Annotated in this window: 16 protein-coding genes and 2 pseudogenes; 10 read left to right on the forward strand and 8 right to left on the reverse strand. The window is 61.7% G+C overall.

Annotated elements, in window-relative coordinates:
* Window positions 1-23: 23 nt before the first annotated feature.
* From P2T68_RS31990 to P2T68_RS32000, 3 genes and pseudogenes are all read left to right on the forward strand, one after another.
* A pseudogene (locus P2T68_RS31990) lies at window positions 24-128 on the forward strand (outer membrane lipoprotein carrier protein LolA); the annotation flags it as partial.
* Between the two features lie 26 nt (window positions 129-154).
* Window positions 155-1,042 carry a neutral zinc metallopeptidase gene (locus P2T68_RS31995; protein ID WP_024077532.1) on the forward strand — a complete coding sequence of 296 codons (888 nt, stop codon included), beginning with the start codon at window positions 155-157 and terminating at the stop codon, window positions 1,040-1,042.
* Window positions 1,043-2,029, forward strand: a complete 987-nt coding sequence (locus tag P2T68_RS32000; protein ID WP_277378776.1) for an alpha/beta hydrolase — start codon at window positions 1,043-1,045, stop codon at window positions 2,027-2,029. It begins immediately after the preceding gene.
* A 144-nt stretch (window positions 2,030-2,173) separates the two neighbouring features.
* On the opposite strand, the gene P2T68_RS32005 is transcribed toward P2T68_RS32000, so the two are convergent.
* Complete coding sequence (locus P2T68_RS32005) at window positions 2,174-2,761, reverse strand: HAD family hydrolase (RefSeq protein ID WP_069077057.1); 588 nt, start codon at window positions 2,759-2,761, stop codon at window positions 2,174-2,176.
* Window positions 2,758-3,627: an acyl-CoA thioesterase II gene (gene tesB / locus P2T68_RS32010; RefSeq protein WP_069077056.1), complete on the reverse strand. Its 870-nt coding sequence runs from the start codon at window positions 3,625-3,627 to the stop codon at window positions 2,758-2,760. The genes P2T68_RS32005 and tesB overlap by 4 nt, the downstream gene beginning before the upstream one ends.
* Between tesB and P2T68_RS32015 the strand changes: the two are divergent.
* Window positions 3,626-3,784, forward strand: a pseudogene (locus P2T68_RS32015) (outer membrane lipoprotein carrier protein LolA); the annotation flags it as partial. The gene tesB and the pseudogene P2T68_RS32015 sit on opposite strands and share 2 nt — an antisense overlap.
* Before the next feature lie 3 nt (window positions 3,785-3,787).
* On the opposite strand, the gene P2T68_RS32020 reads toward P2T68_RS32015, so the two are convergent.
* Window positions 3,788-4,357 (reverse strand): GNAT family N-acetyltransferase, encoded by a 570-nt coding sequence (locus P2T68_RS32020; protein ID WP_024077536.1) that lies wholly within the window; start codon window positions 4,355-4,357, stop codon window positions 3,788-3,790.
* A 76-nt stretch (window positions 4,358-4,433) separates the two neighbouring features.
* On the opposite strand from P2T68_RS32020, the gene P2T68_RS32025 reads away from it, so the two are divergent.
* Window positions 4,434-5,354, forward strand: coding sequence for a histone deacetylase (locus P2T68_RS32025; protein WP_024077537.1), 921 nt, complete (start codon window positions 4,434-4,436; stop codon window positions 5,352-5,354).
* Between the two features lie 171 nt (window positions 5,355-5,525).
* Window positions 5,526-6,752: a TIGR03862 family flavoprotein gene (locus tag P2T68_RS32030; protein WP_277378777.1), complete on the forward strand. Its 1,227-nt coding sequence runs from the start codon at window positions 5,526-5,528 to the stop codon at window positions 6,750-6,752.
* A 122-nt stretch (window positions 6,753-6,874) separates the two neighbouring features.
* On the opposite strand, the gene P2T68_RS32035 is transcribed toward P2T68_RS32030, so the two are convergent.
* Window positions 6,875-8,212: a DEAD/DEAH box helicase gene (locus tag P2T68_RS32035; RefSeq protein WP_024077539.1), complete on the reverse strand. Its 1,338-nt coding sequence runs from the start codon at window positions 8,210-8,212 to the stop codon at window positions 6,875-6,877.
* 48 nt (window positions 8,213-8,260) lie between these two features.
* Complete coding sequence (yedA, locus tag P2T68_RS32040) at window positions 8,261-9,157, reverse strand: drug/metabolite exporter YedA (RefSeq protein ID WP_024077540.1); 897 nt, start codon at window positions 9,155-9,157, stop codon at window positions 8,261-8,263.
* A gap of 161 nt (window positions 9,158-9,318) precedes the next feature.
* Here yedA and P2T68_RS32045 point away from each other — a divergent pair, with 161 nt between their 5' ends.
* The gene (locus P2T68_RS32045) at window positions 9,319-9,774 is read left to right on the forward strand and encodes an Lrp/AsnC family transcriptional regulator (protein WP_024077541.1); all 456 of its coding nucleotides are present in this window, start codon (window positions 9,319-9,321) and stop codon (window positions 9,772-9,774) included.
* Window positions 9,767-10,462 (forward strand): cyclase family protein, encoded by a 696-nt coding sequence (locus P2T68_RS32050; protein ID WP_277378778.1) that lies wholly within the window; start codon window positions 9,767-9,769, stop codon window positions 10,460-10,462. Before P2T68_RS32045 ends, P2T68_RS32050 begins: the two co-directional genes overlap by 8 nt.
* A 207-nt stretch (window positions 10,463-10,669) precedes the next feature.
* Here the strand turns inward: P2T68_RS32050 and P2T68_RS32055 are convergent, their stop codons facing one another.
* The 3 genes from P2T68_RS32055 to P2T68_RS32065 all read right to left on the reverse strand — a co-directional run bounded on the left by P2T68_RS32055 (window position 10,670) and on the right by P2T68_RS32065 (window position 12,694).
* On the reverse strand, window positions 10,670-11,281 hold the full coding sequence (locus tag P2T68_RS32055; RefSeq protein ID WP_024077543.1) for a 3'-5' exonuclease: 612 nt from the start codon (window positions 11,279-11,281) through the stop codon (window positions 10,670-10,672).
* Between the two features lie 46 nt (window positions 11,282-11,327).
* Window positions 11,328-11,804, reverse strand: a complete 477-nt coding sequence (locus tag P2T68_RS32060; protein WP_024077544.1) for an NYN domain-containing protein — start codon at window positions 11,802-11,804, stop codon at window positions 11,328-11,330.
* A 128-nt stretch (window positions 11,805-11,932) separates the two neighbouring features.
* Window positions 11,933-12,694, reverse strand: a complete 762-nt coding sequence (locus P2T68_RS32065; RefSeq protein ID WP_024077545.1) for a DUF2076 domain-containing protein — start codon at window positions 12,692-12,694, stop codon at window positions 11,933-11,935.
* Between the two features lie 181 nt (window positions 12,695-12,875).
* Here P2T68_RS32065 and P2T68_RS32070 point away from each other — a divergent pair, with 181 nt between their 5' ends.
* Complete coding sequence (locus tag P2T68_RS32070) at window positions 12,876-13,535, forward strand: YciC family protein (RefSeq protein ID WP_024077546.1); 660 nt, start codon at window positions 12,876-12,878, stop codon at window positions 13,533-13,535.
* Window positions 13,536-13,575: 40 nt separating this feature from the next.
* A complete protein-coding gene (locus tag P2T68_RS32075) occupies window positions 13,576-14,664 on the forward strand; it encodes an endonuclease/exonuclease/phosphatase family protein (RefSeq protein ID WP_024077547.1) in 1,089 nt (362 codons plus the stop codon).
* The last annotated feature ends 4 nt before the right edge of the window (window positions 14,665-14,668 follow it).

Genomic DNA, 14,668 nt, shown 5'->3' on the forward strand with positions numbered 1-14,668 from the left:
TACCGACCATAATCAGACACTAAATTAGTGTAGGAGCGAGCTTGCTCGCGAAATTCGTTAACGATAACGCGGGCAATCTGGTTAAACGCGGTGTTTGTGCGTTTTTCGCGAGCAAGCTCGCGCCTACAGCAGGTTTATCAAGAGGATTGCTCCCATGCTATGGAAAAAAGGCCGACGCAGCGACAACGTGGTGGACGCCCGCGACGACAGTGGCGGCGGCGGTGGGGGCATGCGTTTTGGCGGCGGCAAGGGCCTGAGCCTCACGGCGATTGTGCTGATCGTCGGCATCGGTTGGCTGACCGGCCAGGACCCGCTGCAGATCCTTGGCCAGTTGACCGGCCAAATGGACCAGGCCCCCTCGGTGAGTACACAGTCGCGCCAGGCGCCACCGGCCAATGACGAGCAAGCCGATTTTGTAAGGGCCGTACTGGGCGATACCGAAGACACCTGGGGCCAGGTGTTCCAGGAAAACGGCCTGGCCTACAAGAACCCGAAATTGATTCTGTTCCGTGGCCGGGTCAATTCCGCCTGCGGTGGGGCGACCTCGGCCAGCGGCCCGTTCTATTGCCCGGCCGACCAGCAGGTGTACCTCGACCTCGACTTCTTCCGGGAGATGTCGCAACGCTTCCAGGCCGCGGGTGATTTCGCCCAGGCCTATGTGATTGCCCATGAAGTCGGGCACCACGTGCAGACCTTGCTCGGCATCTCGGCGAAGATCCAGGCTGCACGCCAGCAAGGCCGACAGATGCAAGGCGACGGCGGCCTGCTGGTCCGCCAGGAACTGCAAGCCGACTGCTTTGCCGGGGTATGGGCCAACCGTGCGCAAAAGCGCCTGAACTGGTTGGAGCCCGGCGATATTGAAGAAGCATTGAATGCGGCCAACGCCATCGGCGATGACCGTTTGCAGCAACAGGGTCAAGGGCGCGTGGTGCCGGACTCGTTTACCCACGGCACCTCGGCACAGCGGGTTCGCTGGTTCAAGACCGGCTTCGCCCAGGGCCAGATCACTCAATGCGACACGTTTACGGCCAAGAGTCTTTAGATGAATAACCGATTGGGATTGCTGCTGGGCGTATGGCTGACCTGCTCCACCACCACTTGGGCGGCCGAGAAAGAGCATGGCGTCAAGGTGGTCAGTCCCGATCGTTTTCACCTGCCGGCCGGCGACCTCAGCCTGGGCCTGAGCCAGGACTGGGCCAGCCCCCTGCCCCAGGTCACCCGAGCCCTGATCATCGTGCATGGTCGGCTGCGCAATGCGCAGACCTACCTGCAAAGTGGCGAAGACGCTGCTGAACACGCCGGGGTTGGAGCCACGACGCTGGTGATCGCGCCGCAGTTTCTCAATGATTCAGACGTAAAACGCAACCATCTGGACAATCAGGTCCTGCGCTGGAGGGGCAACGACTGGATGGCTGGCAAGCCCTCGGTGGGGCCGGGAGCTGTCAGCTCCTTCGGCGCCTTGGACCAGATCATCAAGCACCTGGGCAACCGCACACTGTTCCCGGCGCTCAAAGAGATCGTGGTAGCCGGCCATTCCGGCGGAGGCCAGGTGGTACAGCGCTTCGCCCTCACCGGCCACGACCACCCGGCCCTGCACACCGAAGGCATCCGCCTGCGGTATGTGGTGGCTAACCCGTCGTCCTACGCCTACTTCAGCCCGCAACGCCCGGTGAAATTCAACGTGGCCGACTGCCCTGGATTCAACGACTGGAAATACGGCATGCAACACCTGCCCGCCTATGCTGAAGGCCAAGGCGTCGAGCAGCTTGAGCGGGCCTACGTGTCACGCGACATTACCTACCTGTTGGGCCAGCAGGACACCGACCCGAACCACCCGGCACTGGATAAAAGCTGCGAAGCCGAGACCCAGGGCGCGTATCGGCTGATTCGTGGGCACAACTATTTTGACTACCTCAAGCAACGCCATCCGCAGTTGAGCCAGACGCTGGTGGAAGTGCCGGGGGTTGGGCATGACGGGGATGGGATGTTTACTTCGCCAGAAGGCCAGAAAGTACTGTTTAAGCGATAACTGACGAAACCTGTTCAAAATGTGGGAGGGGGCTTGCCCCCGATAGCGGTGGATCAGTTACAGATGCTGAGACTGACACACCGCTATCGGGGGCAAGTCGAATCGTCGCACCGCCCCTCCCACATTTGATATTCGTCGCTTGGGCTAGATCATCCGGCGCAATGCCGCACAATCCTGCGCATGCCAATCCGCCAACGCGGGCCACGGGTTCTCCAGCAGGTTGACCAACACCGTTCGGGTCCCCGCCGCTCGGCCGCAGTCGAGGTCGAAGCGGTAATCCCCGACCATCACCATCTCGCTCGGCGATACATCCCACGCCGCCGCCAATTTCAATAACCCACCCGGATCCGGCTTGGGCGGCGCATCGTCACGTCCCAGCACATCCTCGACCGCAAAGCAGTCCGCCAGGCCAATAGCCTCCAGGGTGATATGCGCCAACTCCCGCGCATTGCGGGTCAGGATCCCCAGGCGATAACCCCGCCCGGCCAGCTCGCGCACCAGCTCCACCGCACCGTCCGCCGCGACGGAACCCAGCGCCAGCTCGCGCTCATGTTCCAGCAACCAGGCATGTTTGGCTGCGGCGATGTCCGCCGGCAACGCGGCGAGATGGGTGAGGATGTCATCCTCGGGTGGAATCTCCAGGGCCACGCGAATAGCCGCAAAGTCATGCACGGCCACCGTGAGGGTGCCGTCCATGTCGAACACCCAATGCTTAACGTCGGCCAGGCTCATGCCCAGTCCTTGCGGTGGCGAATCAGGCCTTCCTGGGTCACCGACGCCACCAGTTGCCCGGCGCGGTTGTACACACTGCCCCGGGAGAAACCACGGGAGTTGCCGGCCCATGGGCTGTCCATGGCGTAGAGCAACCAGTCATCGGCGCGCAGGTCGGCGTGGAACCACAGCGCATGGTCAAGGCTGGCGACCTGCATGTCTTTCTGCCACACCGTCTTGCCATGGGGCAGCAGCGAGGTGGTCAGCAGGCCGAAGTCCGACGCGTAGGCCAGCAGGTATTTATGCAGCGCCGGCGCGTCGGCGAGCGCCCCGTCGGCGCGGAACCACACGTACTTGACCGGGTCCGACGGCTGCGGGTTGAACGGGTCTTTTTCGGTCACCGGGCGCACTTCGATCGGTTTGGGGCACAGCAACTTTTCGCGCATGTGTTCGGGGATCAGGTGCGCACGCTGCTTGGTCAGCTCCAGCTCCGACGGCAAGTTCTCCGGGCCGACCACCACCGGCATGGTGGTCTGGTGTTCGAAGCCTTCTTCGTCGTACTGGAACGAAGCGCTGCAGGTGAAAATCGGGTGGCCCTTCTGGATCGCCGTGACCCGACGCGTGCTGAAACTGCCGCCATCACGCACGCGGTCCACCGAATACACCACCGGCAAGGCCGCGTCGCCAGGGCGCAGGAAATAACCGTGCAGGGAATGCACGTGGCGCGCTTCTTCTACGGTCTGGCTGGCGGCCGACAGCGACTGGCCGAGCACCTGGCCACCGAACAGTTGGCGAAAACCCAGGTCCTGGCTGCGGCCGCGAAAGAGGTTTTCCTCGATCGGTTCCAGGGTCAGCAAGTCCACCAGATCTTCCAATACTTGGCTCATTCAAACTCTCCTCAGAGCAAAACGGTATCTACCTGTAGGCGCGAGCTTGCTCGCGAAGGTGGTTAACGATAACGCCGCGCTTCTGGTCTACCGCAGCGCTCTTGGGTTCTTCGCGAGCAAGCTCGCGCCTACAGGGGGTCTATTGGGCATTCCGGGCTGCTTATCCGTGCAGCGTGTCCAACCATTGGGCGCGGGTGATGCGGTACAAAACATGATGGCGCAGCGTGTTATCGGCTGCGACCTTGGGGTGTTCGAAATCCGCCTGGGGATCGTAATGCATCCCGATGGCCTGCATGACTTTTTGTGATGGCAGATTGGCTTCGGTGGTGAACGCGACGATTTCATCCAGCTGCAAGCGGTCGAAACCACAGCGCAGCGCCGTCCAGGCCGCTTCACTGGCGTAGCCCAGGCCCCAATGCTCGCGGGCCAGGCGCCAGCCGATTTCCACGGCGGGGGTAAAACCGGCTTCGAAACTGACATTCTGCAACCCGGTCAGGCCGATGAATTCGCCACTGTCCTTGCGCTGCAAGGCCCACAGGCCAAAGCCGTATTCAGCGAAGTGCCCACGAATCCGGCCGATCAGCGCGGCGCTTTCCAGGCGGTCCAGCAGGCCGGGAAAATAGCGCATCACCTGCGGGTCGGCGCACATTTGCGCAAACGCCGGCAGGTCGCTGTCACGCCATTGGCGCAGCACCAGGCGCGCGCTTTCCAATTCCAGTATCGGCTCCACGGGTCCCCTCCCCTTGCCATGTGCGTGAGTGTACAGCGCTGTTAAGATCCCTCGCAGGTTCCCGTCAGAAAATCCCATGCCTTTGCCATTGATCTACCACGATGACTACAGCCCTGAGTTCCCCGCGGATCACCGCTTTCCCATGGACAAGTTCCGCCTGTTACGCGACCACCTGGTGGCCAGCGGCCTGACCGAAGACCGCCAGTTGCTGCGCCCGCAACTGTGCCCGCCAGAGATTCTGGGCCTGGCCCATGAACCTGGGTATATCGAACGCTACATGAGCGGCAAGTTGTCCCGAGAAGACCAACGGCGACTCGGCCTGCCCTGGAGCGAAGCGCTGGCCCGGCGTACCGTGCGCGCGGTCGGCGGCTCGATACTCGCGGCAGAACAGGCGCTGGAACACGGCCTGGCCTGCCACCTGGCGGGGGGTACCCATCACGCCCATTATGATTATCCGGCCGGCTTTTGCATCTTCAACGACCTGGCGGTGATCAGCCATTACCTGCTGGCCAGCGGGCGGGTCAACCGCGTGCTGATCTTCGACTGCGACGTGCACCAGGGCGACGGCACCGCGCGCATCCTCCACGACACGCCGGACGCAATCACCGTGTCGCTGCACTGCGAGAAGAACTTCCCGGCCCGCAAGGCCCAGAGCGACTGGGATATCCCGCTGCCCATGGGCATGGGCGATGCCGAGTACCTCAAGGTGGTGGACGATGCGCTGAACTACCTTTTGCCGTTGTACCAGCCGGACCTGGTGCTATACGACGCCGGCGTCGATGTACACAAGGACGACGCCCTCGGTTACCTCAAGCTGACCGACGAAGGCGTCGCCGCCCGCGATGAAAGCGTGATGCGCCACTGCCTGGGTCGCGACATCCCGGTGATGGGAGTGATCGGCGGCGGCTACAGCAAGGATCGCCCAGCCCTGGCGCGCCGTCATGGCATCCTGCACCACAGCGCGCAACGGGTGTGGACGTCATCAGGTTGTCATTGAACCCTGGGCGTTACCCACAATGCCTGTGGAACGGGCTGTGGATAACTTGAGCGTAAGGGGCTGAAAGCGAGTAGCCGCATGGCCTGTAGGAAAGTGTACGTTTTTTGATCAGGCAGCCACGCTGCCGTCGGGTAGAATGCTCGGCCTATTCAAGCGACCGTAGCCCTGCCCATGCCTCAGACCTCTCCTCAACACGTCACCATCATCGGCGGCGGCCCCACCGGGCTGATGGCCGCTGAAGTCTTGAGCCAGGCGGGGGTGCGGGTCGACCTGTACGACGGCATGCCGTCGGTGGGGCGCAAATTCCTGCTGGCAGGCGTGGGCGGCATGAACATCACCCATTCCGAAGCCTACCCGGCTTTCCTCTCGCGCTATGCCGAACGGGCCCCCCACCTGGCGCCGTTATTGCGGGCATTTGGCGCTGAAGCACTGTGCGAATGGATTCATGGCCTGGGCATCGAGACGTTTGTCGGTACCTCCGGCCGCGTATTTCCTACCGACATGAAAGCCGCCCCGCTGTTGCGTGCCTGGCTCAAGCGCCTGCGCGACCAAGGTGTGGTTATCCACACCCGGCATCGTTGGCAGGGCTGGAATGCGCAGGGGGATTTACTTATCCACAGCCCGGACGGGGAAAAAACCATCCACAGTGCTGCCGTGTTGCTGGCGCTGGGCGGCGGCAGCTGGTCGCGCTTGGGTTCTGACGGCGCCTGGCTCAAATTGCTGGAAGATAAAGGCGTGCCCTGCGCCAGGTTGCAACCGAGCAACTGCGGGTTTGAGGTGTCGGCCTGGAGCCCATTGATGGTCAGCAAATTCGCCGGCGCACCGTTGAAAAATGTCGCCATCGGCCTGGGCGATGACAAACCCCGCCTCGGCGAATGCGTGGTCACCGCCAGCGGTATCGAGGGCAGCTTGATCTACGCGCTGTCGGCGCCGATTCGTGAGGCGATCAACCGGAAAGGTTCGGCCACGGTGCATATCGATTTGCTGCCCAGCAAGCCGTTGGACAAGGTCCATGCCGCGTTGGCCAAGCCACGTGGTTCGCGCTCGATGAGCAAGCACTTGCACAGTCAGTTGGGGTTGGATGGGGTCAAGGCGGCGTTGTTGCGCGAGTTGGCACCCGCCGAACACTTCAATGATCCGGCGCAGTTGGCGGCGGCTATCAAGGCGCTGCCGCTGACCTTGGTGAAGACACGGCCGATGGATGAAGCCATCAGCACGGCCGGTGGTGTGCCGTTTGAAGCGTTGGATGAGCGGTTGATGCTCAAGCAATTGCCAGGGGTGTTTTGTGCGGGGGAGATGCTGGACTGGGAAGCGCCGACCGGCGGGTATTTGCTGACGGGGTGTTTTGCCAGTGGCAGGGCGGCTGGGCGGGGGATGTTGGAGTGGCTCAACCGCTGATATTTGTGGTGAATTCAAAGCCGCCATCGGGGGCAAGCCCCCTCCCACAGTTTGAATGTATTCACACATCAAAATGTGGGAGGGGGCTTGCCCCCGATGAGGCCATCAGCCACACCGCAAAATCACTTTTTCTTACGCGGCCCAGTATTAAACACCGGCACCTTACGCACCGGCTTGATCGAAGGCTCCGACGGCGCCACTTCGCCACTGTCCACCCACTTGCCCAGGTTGCGCTTACCACCGCCACCACCTGACGCCTTGGGCTTCTTCGGTTTTTTCGGTTTCTTCACCACCTGGCCGCTGGCATCGGTGTCGGGCACGCGGTGTTCCGGTTCGAAATCCGGCTCCATCTTGCGGGTCAACGTCTGGCGGGTCAGCATCTCGATGGCCGACAGCATGTTCACTTCATCGGCGCACACCAGGGAAATCGCCTCGCCGGTGTTGCCCGCGCGACCGGTACGGCCGATACGGTGGATGTAGTCCTCGGCCACGATCGGCAGGTCAAAGTTGACCACCAGCGGCAGGTCTTCAATGTCCAGGCCGCGGGCCGCCACATCAGTGGCCACCAGGATCTGCACATCGCTCGATTTGAAACGATCCAGCGCACGTTGGCGCGTGGCCTGCGGCTTGTCGCCGTGGATGCCATCGGCATTGATGCCCAGGCCCTGCAACTTATCCACCAGCGCATCCACGCCGTTACGGGTCTTGGCGAATACCAGCACCTGCTTCCAGCGGCCCTTGCGCATCAGGTGCACAAACAACTCCGCCTTGCGCTTCTTGTCCACCGGCACCACCCATTGCTTGACGGTGTTGGCGGCCACGTTGCGCGGGCTGACTTCGATGCTCAGCGGGTCGTTGAGCATCTGCCCGGCGAGCAGGCGGATGTCATCGGAGAAGGTCGCGGAGAACAGTAGGGTCTGACGCTTTTTCGGCAGCATGCGGTAGATGTTCGCCAGTTCTTCGGAGAAGCCCAGGTCGAGCATACGGTCGGCCTCATCCAGCACCAGGGTTTGCAGCTGATTGAGTTTCAGCGCGTTCTGGCGGAACAGGTCGATCAGCCGGCCAGGGGTGGCGACCAGCACGTCGACCCCCTTGCGCAGCTTCATCATCTGCGGGTTGATGCTCACGCCGCCGTACACCGCGTAGGTGGTGAGCGGCAGGTTCTGGGCGTATTCGGCAACGCTGGCGTGAACCTGCTCGGCCAGTTCGCGGGTCGGGCACAGGATCAGCGCGCGCACCGAGTTGGCGGCGACTTTCGGTCCTTCCATGGTCAGCAGTTGCAACAGCGGCACGGCGAAACCGGCAGTCTTGCCGGTGCCGGTCTGGGCCGCCGCCATCAGGTCGCGGCCAGCCAGCACCGCCGGAATGGCTTGCGCCTGCACCGGCGTCGGGGTCTGGTAGCCAAGCGTCTCAAGGGCGCGCAGCAAGGGTTCGATCAGGCCAAGGGTGGCGAAAGTCATGTAGTTACCGTAGGAAAAATTCAGCGCAAGGGCGTAATGCGCGGCAGTTTACCTTATTTCCGGCTTGGGCTTGCGCCACTGGGGCAGGCTGATCAATAGCACGGCACTGATGATCACCAACATCGCCAAGGCTTCTTCCAGGCCGATGGTCTCGCCGACGAACACAATCCCCAACAACACCGCCACCGCAGGGTTCACATAGGCATAGCTGGTCGCCGCAGCCGGGCGGACGTGCTTGAGCAGGTACATATAGGCGTTGAAGGCGATGATCGAGCCGAACACCGTCAGGTAGGCCAACGCCAGCCAACCCTCCAGTGGCGGCATGGCCTGCAGGTGCTCACCGGAAAGCGCGCTGCCGATCAACAGGGTCACGCCCGCCACCAGCATTTCCGCAGCACTGGCCATGGCGCCCTGGGGCAGCGATAACTGCCGACTCCACACCGACCCGAATGCCCACGATGCCGCCGCGAACAACAACAAGGCGGCGCCCACCGGACTCGATTGCAGGGTGCTGCCCATGTTGAGCATGGCGATGCCGACAATCCCCAGGATCACCCCGGCCCATTCCAGCCGCGTATTGCGCGCGCCCCAGAAATACCCGCACAGCAAGGTGAACAGCGGCACGGTCGCCACCGCCAAGGCGGCCACCCCGGATGACACGCCCGCGTGTTCGGCCAACGTGACGCCGCCATTACCGAAGGTGAGCAGCAAAATGCCGATCATCCCGGCGGCCTTCCATTGTGGCCATGTCGGCGCTGGCACCCCGCGCCATCTGAGGTAGCCATACATCAGCGCACCCGCCGTGCAGAACCGAATCCCCGCCAGCAACAATGGCGGCCAGTAGTCCACGCCGATGCGAATCACCAGGTAGGTAGACCCCCAAATCACATACAGCGCAAAAAAGGCGGCGATCAACGGTAAGGAAAAGCGACGTGGGCCAGGCATTGGGCGGCTCGAAGGCAGATATAAGAGATGCTTATTCTAAAAAGGCATGTGCTTAAACATAAGTTACAAAACCTGTTTAAACCGCCCATACACTTTTCAAAGCATGGTTATGAGGGCTATAAACCATGCTTTCGAAAGCCACCTGGCGTTGGAGCCTTTTCATGGACAAATATGACCGCATGCTCCTCAGCGCCCTGCTCGAAGACGGCCGTGCCTCTTACGCGCAACTGGCCCGCACAGTAAACCTCTCCGCCCCCGCCGTGGCCGAACGCGTGGCCAAGCTTGAGGCCAGCGGCGTGATCACCGGTTATCAGGCCAAGGTAGACCTGTCCAAAGTGGGTTTGCCGATTCAGTGTGTGATCGAACTGCGGCTGACCAACCATGGCAGCCAGAAGGTTTACGACGCCCTGGCGGAAATTCCCGAACTGACCGAGTGCCACCGCGTCACGGGCGATCCGTGCGTGATCATGCAAGCGGCGGTGGGGTCGATGCCGGAGCTGGAGAACCTGATCAACCGGATAGCGAAGTTCGGGTTCAGCAAGACCTCGATTATTTTGTCGAGCGCGATAGAGCGGCGAGTGCCGCTGGCGCAGTTGGAGGGCAAAAACGGTGGTTAAACATAGCCAGGTCGTCAGCCTCAGCCACCCGATCAGCCGGCGTATTCCGCTGTGGCCGGGCGATCCCCCCGTGGTGTTTGAAGACGTCGCGTCGCTGGATAAGGACGGCTATTTCCTGAGGCGTTTCAGCCTGGGCGAACATAGCGCCACCCATATGAATGCGCCGAACAGTTTTTATGCCGGCGGGATGGGAATTGATGGTTATCAACCCGAAGACTTGGTGCGGCCCGCGGTAGTGATCGATGTGCACGGTAAAACCCGGAGCAATCCAGATTACGAAATCAGCCCACAGGATATTGAAGCGTGGGAACGTCAACACGGTCTTATCGAACCTGGCTCGGTGGTGCTGATGTACACCGGCTGGCAACACCTCTGGAACGATCCGATAGCGTTTTTTGGACAGGACGCGCAAGGCTCACACTTCCCTGGGATTGGTGAAGCGGCGATTCGGTTTTTGCTTGAACAGCGCCAGATTGCCGGGGTTGGCATTGATACCCACGGGGTTGATCCAGGGCAAAGCACCGCCTTCGCGACAAACCATGCGGTATTGGCCGGAAATGGGATTGTGCTCGAATGCCTGACCCACCTCGACCGGCTTCCGGCCAAGGGCGCCACGTTAGTGATAGGGATACTAGGGCTGGAAGGCGGTTCGGGATCACCCGCATCGGTAATGGCATTTATTCCCTGACTTGCAGGCAGGCCCTGCCGACGCCATCGCAGGCAAGCCAGCTCCCACAATAGACCGCATGCAGTACGGGCTACTCGGTCAACTGTGGGAGGGGGCTTGCTCCCGATAGCGGAGTGTCAGTCACCAGATGTACCGGCTGACCCGCTGCATCGGGGGCAAGCCCCCTCCCACACTTGGAACTTCGGTGTTCTTGGAGTTGTGGCTGGCTCAAAACCCGCGATGCTTCTTCAAATGCTCATTGATCTTCGCCGCCGGCACTTTCTGCAGGGTGCACAGCAGGTCGTGGGACAGTTCGCGCAAGCCATGGGTGCGCCGCAGTTCCTGGGCCAGGTGCGCCGTGAGGTTGGCGGCCATTTCCGCATCCGCCAGCGCTCGGTGAGCCTGGCCGGTGTGGGGCAGTTGGGCGTAGGCGTTGAGGGTGCCGAGCTTGTGGTTGGGCGCAGACGGCATCAGGCGGCGGGCCAGCAGCAGGGAGCAGGCGAATTTTTGCAGGCGGGTGCGGCGGATCAGGCCGAGTTCGAAGTCCCAGAACTTCTGGTCGAACGCAGCGTTGTGCGCCATCAGCGGCGTGGTACCGACGAACTCGTTGACTTCGTTCATCACCCGCTCGGCCGGCGGGGCACTGCGCAGCATGGCGTTGCTGATGCCGGTCAGTTGTTCGATAAAGCCCGGCACTCTGACGCCGGCGTTCATCAGGCTCTGGTAGCGGTCCACGATCTGCCCGCGCTCGAGGATAACCACCGCGATTTCCGTGGCCCGGCAGTGGCTGCTCGGGGTGATGCCAGTGGTTTCAAAGTCGATGACCGCTATACGTTCCAAACCTGTTCCAACTCCGTCTAACTATTCATTTATTGAGCCGCAGCGCTTATTTGAGTAGCAGCGCGCCTTCGATCGGCACGTAGCGGCTGGCGGCGCGTATCAATGAGTTGGCCGTCAGCCCCGGTACGCCATAGGCCACGGCTTCGACGCCGTGCTTGTGGATGATGCGGTCGAGCAGCATGTCGAAATCACCGTCGCCGGAGGCCAGTACGATTTCGTCGACGTGGTCGGCGGCGTCCATGATGTCGATGGTAATGCCCACGTCCCAGTCGCCCTTGGCCGAGCCGTCGCTGCGCTGGATATACGGCTTGAGCTTTACGGTAAAGCCGAGGTTGCGCAGGATCTGCTGGAACTGCTGCTGTTTGCTGTCGCCACGGTCGATGGCATAGGCGTACGCCTCGACAATCTGCCCGCGAGAGCTGATGTCCGCCCACAAGGCGGCGTAGTTGAAGTGGCAGCCGTACGCCTGGCGCACGGTGTAGTAGAGGTTTTGTACATCGGCGAACACTGCAATTTTCTTCACCGCACTTCCCCATGACTGCCACTTGGACCCCGGACCCAAAGGCCCGGAAAGGTTGCCAGTATGCCAGCCACAGGAAAATTTCCGGGAAAAATCAGACCGGGATGTTCAAGCACCCCGGTCTGGTTGCGTCAGACAAAGGAATCGTCGTCGCCGAAGGAGGAGTCGTCGTCGGAATAATCGTTGTCGGCGAAGCTGTCGGAGTTTCCGCCGCCCCAGCTGTCATTGCCGGCGAACTTCTGGTCATCGTTGCCCCAGTTGCTGTTATCGCTGGCCGGTGCCGGCTCTTCACGGATAATTTCTTCCACGACTTGCGGCTGTTGCGAGTTGTGGTTGAACAGGCTGCTGATCCCTTCGGCCAACATCACACCACCGGCCACGCCTGCGGCGGTTTTCAGCGCGCCACCGAGAAAACCACTGCCAATCGGCGCGGCAGGCTGTTGAGGCTGCTGATAGTTCTGCTGCGGTGCGCCGTAGTTCTGTTGTGGCGCAGGCTGGCCAAACGAAGGCCGTGCCGGTTCACGCCAGCCGCCGCCCGAAGATGCCGGGGCGCTCGGGGCCGGTTGGGCATCCCGGGAACCGCCGCCAAAGATGCTCGACAGGAAGCCACCGCTGCTCGGGGCCGGCTGCGCGGCCTGGGACTTGGCGCGCTGCAACTCATCCTGCAGTTGCTGGATCTGCTGTGCCTGCTGCTTGTTCTGCTCGTCGAGACTCTTGAGTGCGTGTTCCTGTACCAGGATCGACTGGGTCATGTAATACCCGGCGGCCGGTTGGCGAGTCATGTGCTCCTTGATCCGCGCTTCGGCCTGGGCGTCGCGGGGGGCTGAGTCCGTTTCGGCTTGCTGCAACCGTGAAAACAGTCCATCGATCAGGGTTTGCTCTTCGCTATTCATGGCGACCTCGTTAGATTGCCGGTAAAAAACAGGGGCCGGCCTATGATCGGGCCGGTGTATGTCAGTTATGGGGGTGTTACCAGTTGTTTCAATGATCTTTACTCAAGGTTTACGTTTGCTTGCCTACGGCACCTATCGGTTAAAGTGTGCCCCTGCTTTTTTTCGGCCTGTGATGACTCTGATGAATCCGTTAGACGTACTGCGCGACTCTTTCCGTTTTACCCAGCGCAACCTGGGTGCCATCGTCCAACTGTGCCTGCCGTTGGTGATCCTCGAAGCCCTGTTGCAACAGGTACTCGACCACACGCTCGGCCCGGATGCCTTCCCCGGCTATAGCGTGGTGGTGGGGTTACTGGTGTACCCGCTCTACACCGGCGCGCTGATCCTGTTCCTCGACGCCCGCACCCGTGGCGAGTCGCCGCGCACCAAGGATGTATGGGCCATGGCCCTGACCCTGTGGCCGCGCTTCGCCTTGCTGACGGCGATGAGCACCCTGCTGATCTTGCTCGGGCTGTCACTGTATTTCCTGCCGGGCCTGTGGCTGATGGTGGTGCTGGCGTTTGCCGAGTACCTGCTGGTGCTGCGCGGTATGTCGGCGCTGGAGGCGATGAAGGAAAGTTTCCGCCTGACCCGTGGGCATTTCTGGCGAATCCTGGTGTGCCTGCTGTGCGTCATGACGCCACTGTGGCTGCTCAAGGGCGCCAGCGTGGCGGCGTATCCCGAGCCCGCGCCGTTGCTGGGCCTGCTGATCGACAGTGCCCATAGCTTCCTGCAATTGTTTACCAGTGTGGTGCTGTTCCGTTTATTCATGCTGATCGGTGGCGATGCCGACGCGCGGTGATATGCTCCGTGTCACCCCTGAAACGCTATAAGCCGAGCCGATGACCCGTTTATTGCGCATCACCCTGCTGAGCCTGCTGATCCTTGCGGGCCTGCTGACGGCCCTGATCTACAGCCTGACCTGGCGCCCCGCCGACAAGGAAATCCTGCCCGTAAGCTGTGTCGCGCCCCGTGCGCCGACCCTGCTGCCGGGGCAGGCGCTCAAGGTCATGACCTGGAACGTGCAATACCTGGCCGGCAAGAACTACGTGTTCTGGTACGACACCGCTGACGGCAGCGGACCGGACGAGCGCCCCACCGTCGAAGACATGGCTTTCAGCCTCGACGAAGTGGCGCGGGTCATCCGCGACGAGCAACCCGACATCCTGTTGTTGCAGGAACTTGACGAAGGCGCCAAGCCCTCCCACTACCAGGACCAGGTGGCGCTGCTGCAAGAGCGACTCGTCGACCTCTACCCGTGCAGTGCCCAGGCCTTCGACTGGAAAGCCGACTTTATCCCCAACCTGCATATCTTCGGCAGCGTCGGCCGCAAGCTGGTGACATTGAGCCGCTACCAGATCGAACACGCCGAGCGCCTGCAATTGCCGGTACCGCCCGCCAATATCATCAGCCGGCAGTTCCAACCCAAGCCGGCGTTGCTGCTGACCTACCTGCCGCTGAGTGATGGCGGCCAACTGGCGGTACTCAATACCCGCCTGGATGGCGACGCCCCGGGGCGTTCAGCCGTGCTGGAGCAAGTGCAGGCAACGGTGAAGCTGCTGGATAAGTTCGAAAGCCGTGGCACGCCGTGGTTGATTGGTGGGGATTTCAACCTGCTGCCGCTGGGGCAGTTCCTGCGCCTGGACGCCGGCAAGCGCGGCCAGTATTCGCCGGACAGTGAGCTGCATTTGCTGTGGGATAAGTACCCGATGATCCCAAGCAACAGCGAATCCAGCGGGATTGATCGTGAGAAATGGCTGACGCATTTTCCCAATGACCCGAATATCGATGGCCCGGATCGCACCCTGGATTACCTGTTCTACAGCTCGCGGATCAAGCGAGTGGAGGCCAAGGTACGGCAGGAGGATACGTTGCGTATTTCCAACCATCTGCCGGTGATTGCACGGTTCCTGCTGCCGGCCGCGCAATAATCTG

The sequence above is a fragment of the Pseudomonas sp. G11 genome (assembly GCF_029457515.1).
In the GTDB taxonomy this organism is placed as follows: Bacteria; Pseudomonadota; Gammaproteobacteria; order Pseudomonadales; family Pseudomonadaceae; genus Aquipseudomonas; species Aquipseudomonas gorinensis.

Bases quoted from the DNA above. Each gene is read 5' to 3' on its own strand.
- P2T68_RS31995 (WP_024077532.1), top strand. From the start codon at position 155: ATGCTATGGAAAAAAGGCCGACGCAGCGACAACGTGGTGGACGCCCGC.
- P2T68_RS32000 (WP_277378776.1), top strand. From the start codon at position 1,043: ATGAATAACCGATTGGGATTGCTGCTGGGCGTATGGCTGACCTGCTCC.
- P2T68_RS32005 (WP_069077057.1), bottom strand. From the start codon at position 2,761: ATGAGCCTGGCCGACGTTAAGCATTGGGTGTTCGACATGGACGGCACC.
- tesB (WP_069077056.1), bottom strand. From the start codon at position 3,627: ATGAGCCAAGTATTGGAAGATCTGGTGGACTTGCTGACCCTGGAACCG.
- P2T68_RS32025 (WP_024077537.1), top strand. From the start codon at position 4,434: ATGCCTTTGCCATTGATCTACCACGATGACTACAGCCCTGAGTTCCCC.
- P2T68_RS32030 (WP_277378777.1), top strand. From the start codon at position 5,526: ATGCCTCAGACCTCTCCTCAACACGTCACCATCATCGGCGGCGGCCCC.
- P2T68_RS32035 (WP_024077539.1), bottom strand. From the start codon at position 8,212: ATGACTTTCGCCACCCTTGGCCTGATCGAACCCTTGCTGCGCGCCCTT.
- yedA (WP_024077540.1), bottom strand. From the start codon at position 9,157: ATGCCTGGCCCACGTCGCTTTTCCTTACCGTTGATCGCCGCCTTTTTT.
- P2T68_RS32045 (WP_024077541.1), top strand. From the start codon at position 9,319: ATGGACAAATATGACCGCATGCTCCTCAGCGCCCTGCTCGAAGACGGC.
- P2T68_RS32065 (WP_024077545.1), bottom strand. From the start codon at position 12,694: ATGAATAGCGAAGAGCAAACCCTGATCGATGGACTGTTTTCACGGTTG.
- P2T68_RS32070 (WP_024077546.1), top strand. From the start codon at position 12,876: ATGAATCCGTTAGACGTACTGCGCGACTCTTTCCGTTTTACCCAGCGC.
- P2T68_RS32075 (WP_024077547.1), top strand. From the start codon at position 13,576: ATGACCCGTTTATTGCGCATCACCCTGCTGAGCCTGCTGATCCTTGCG.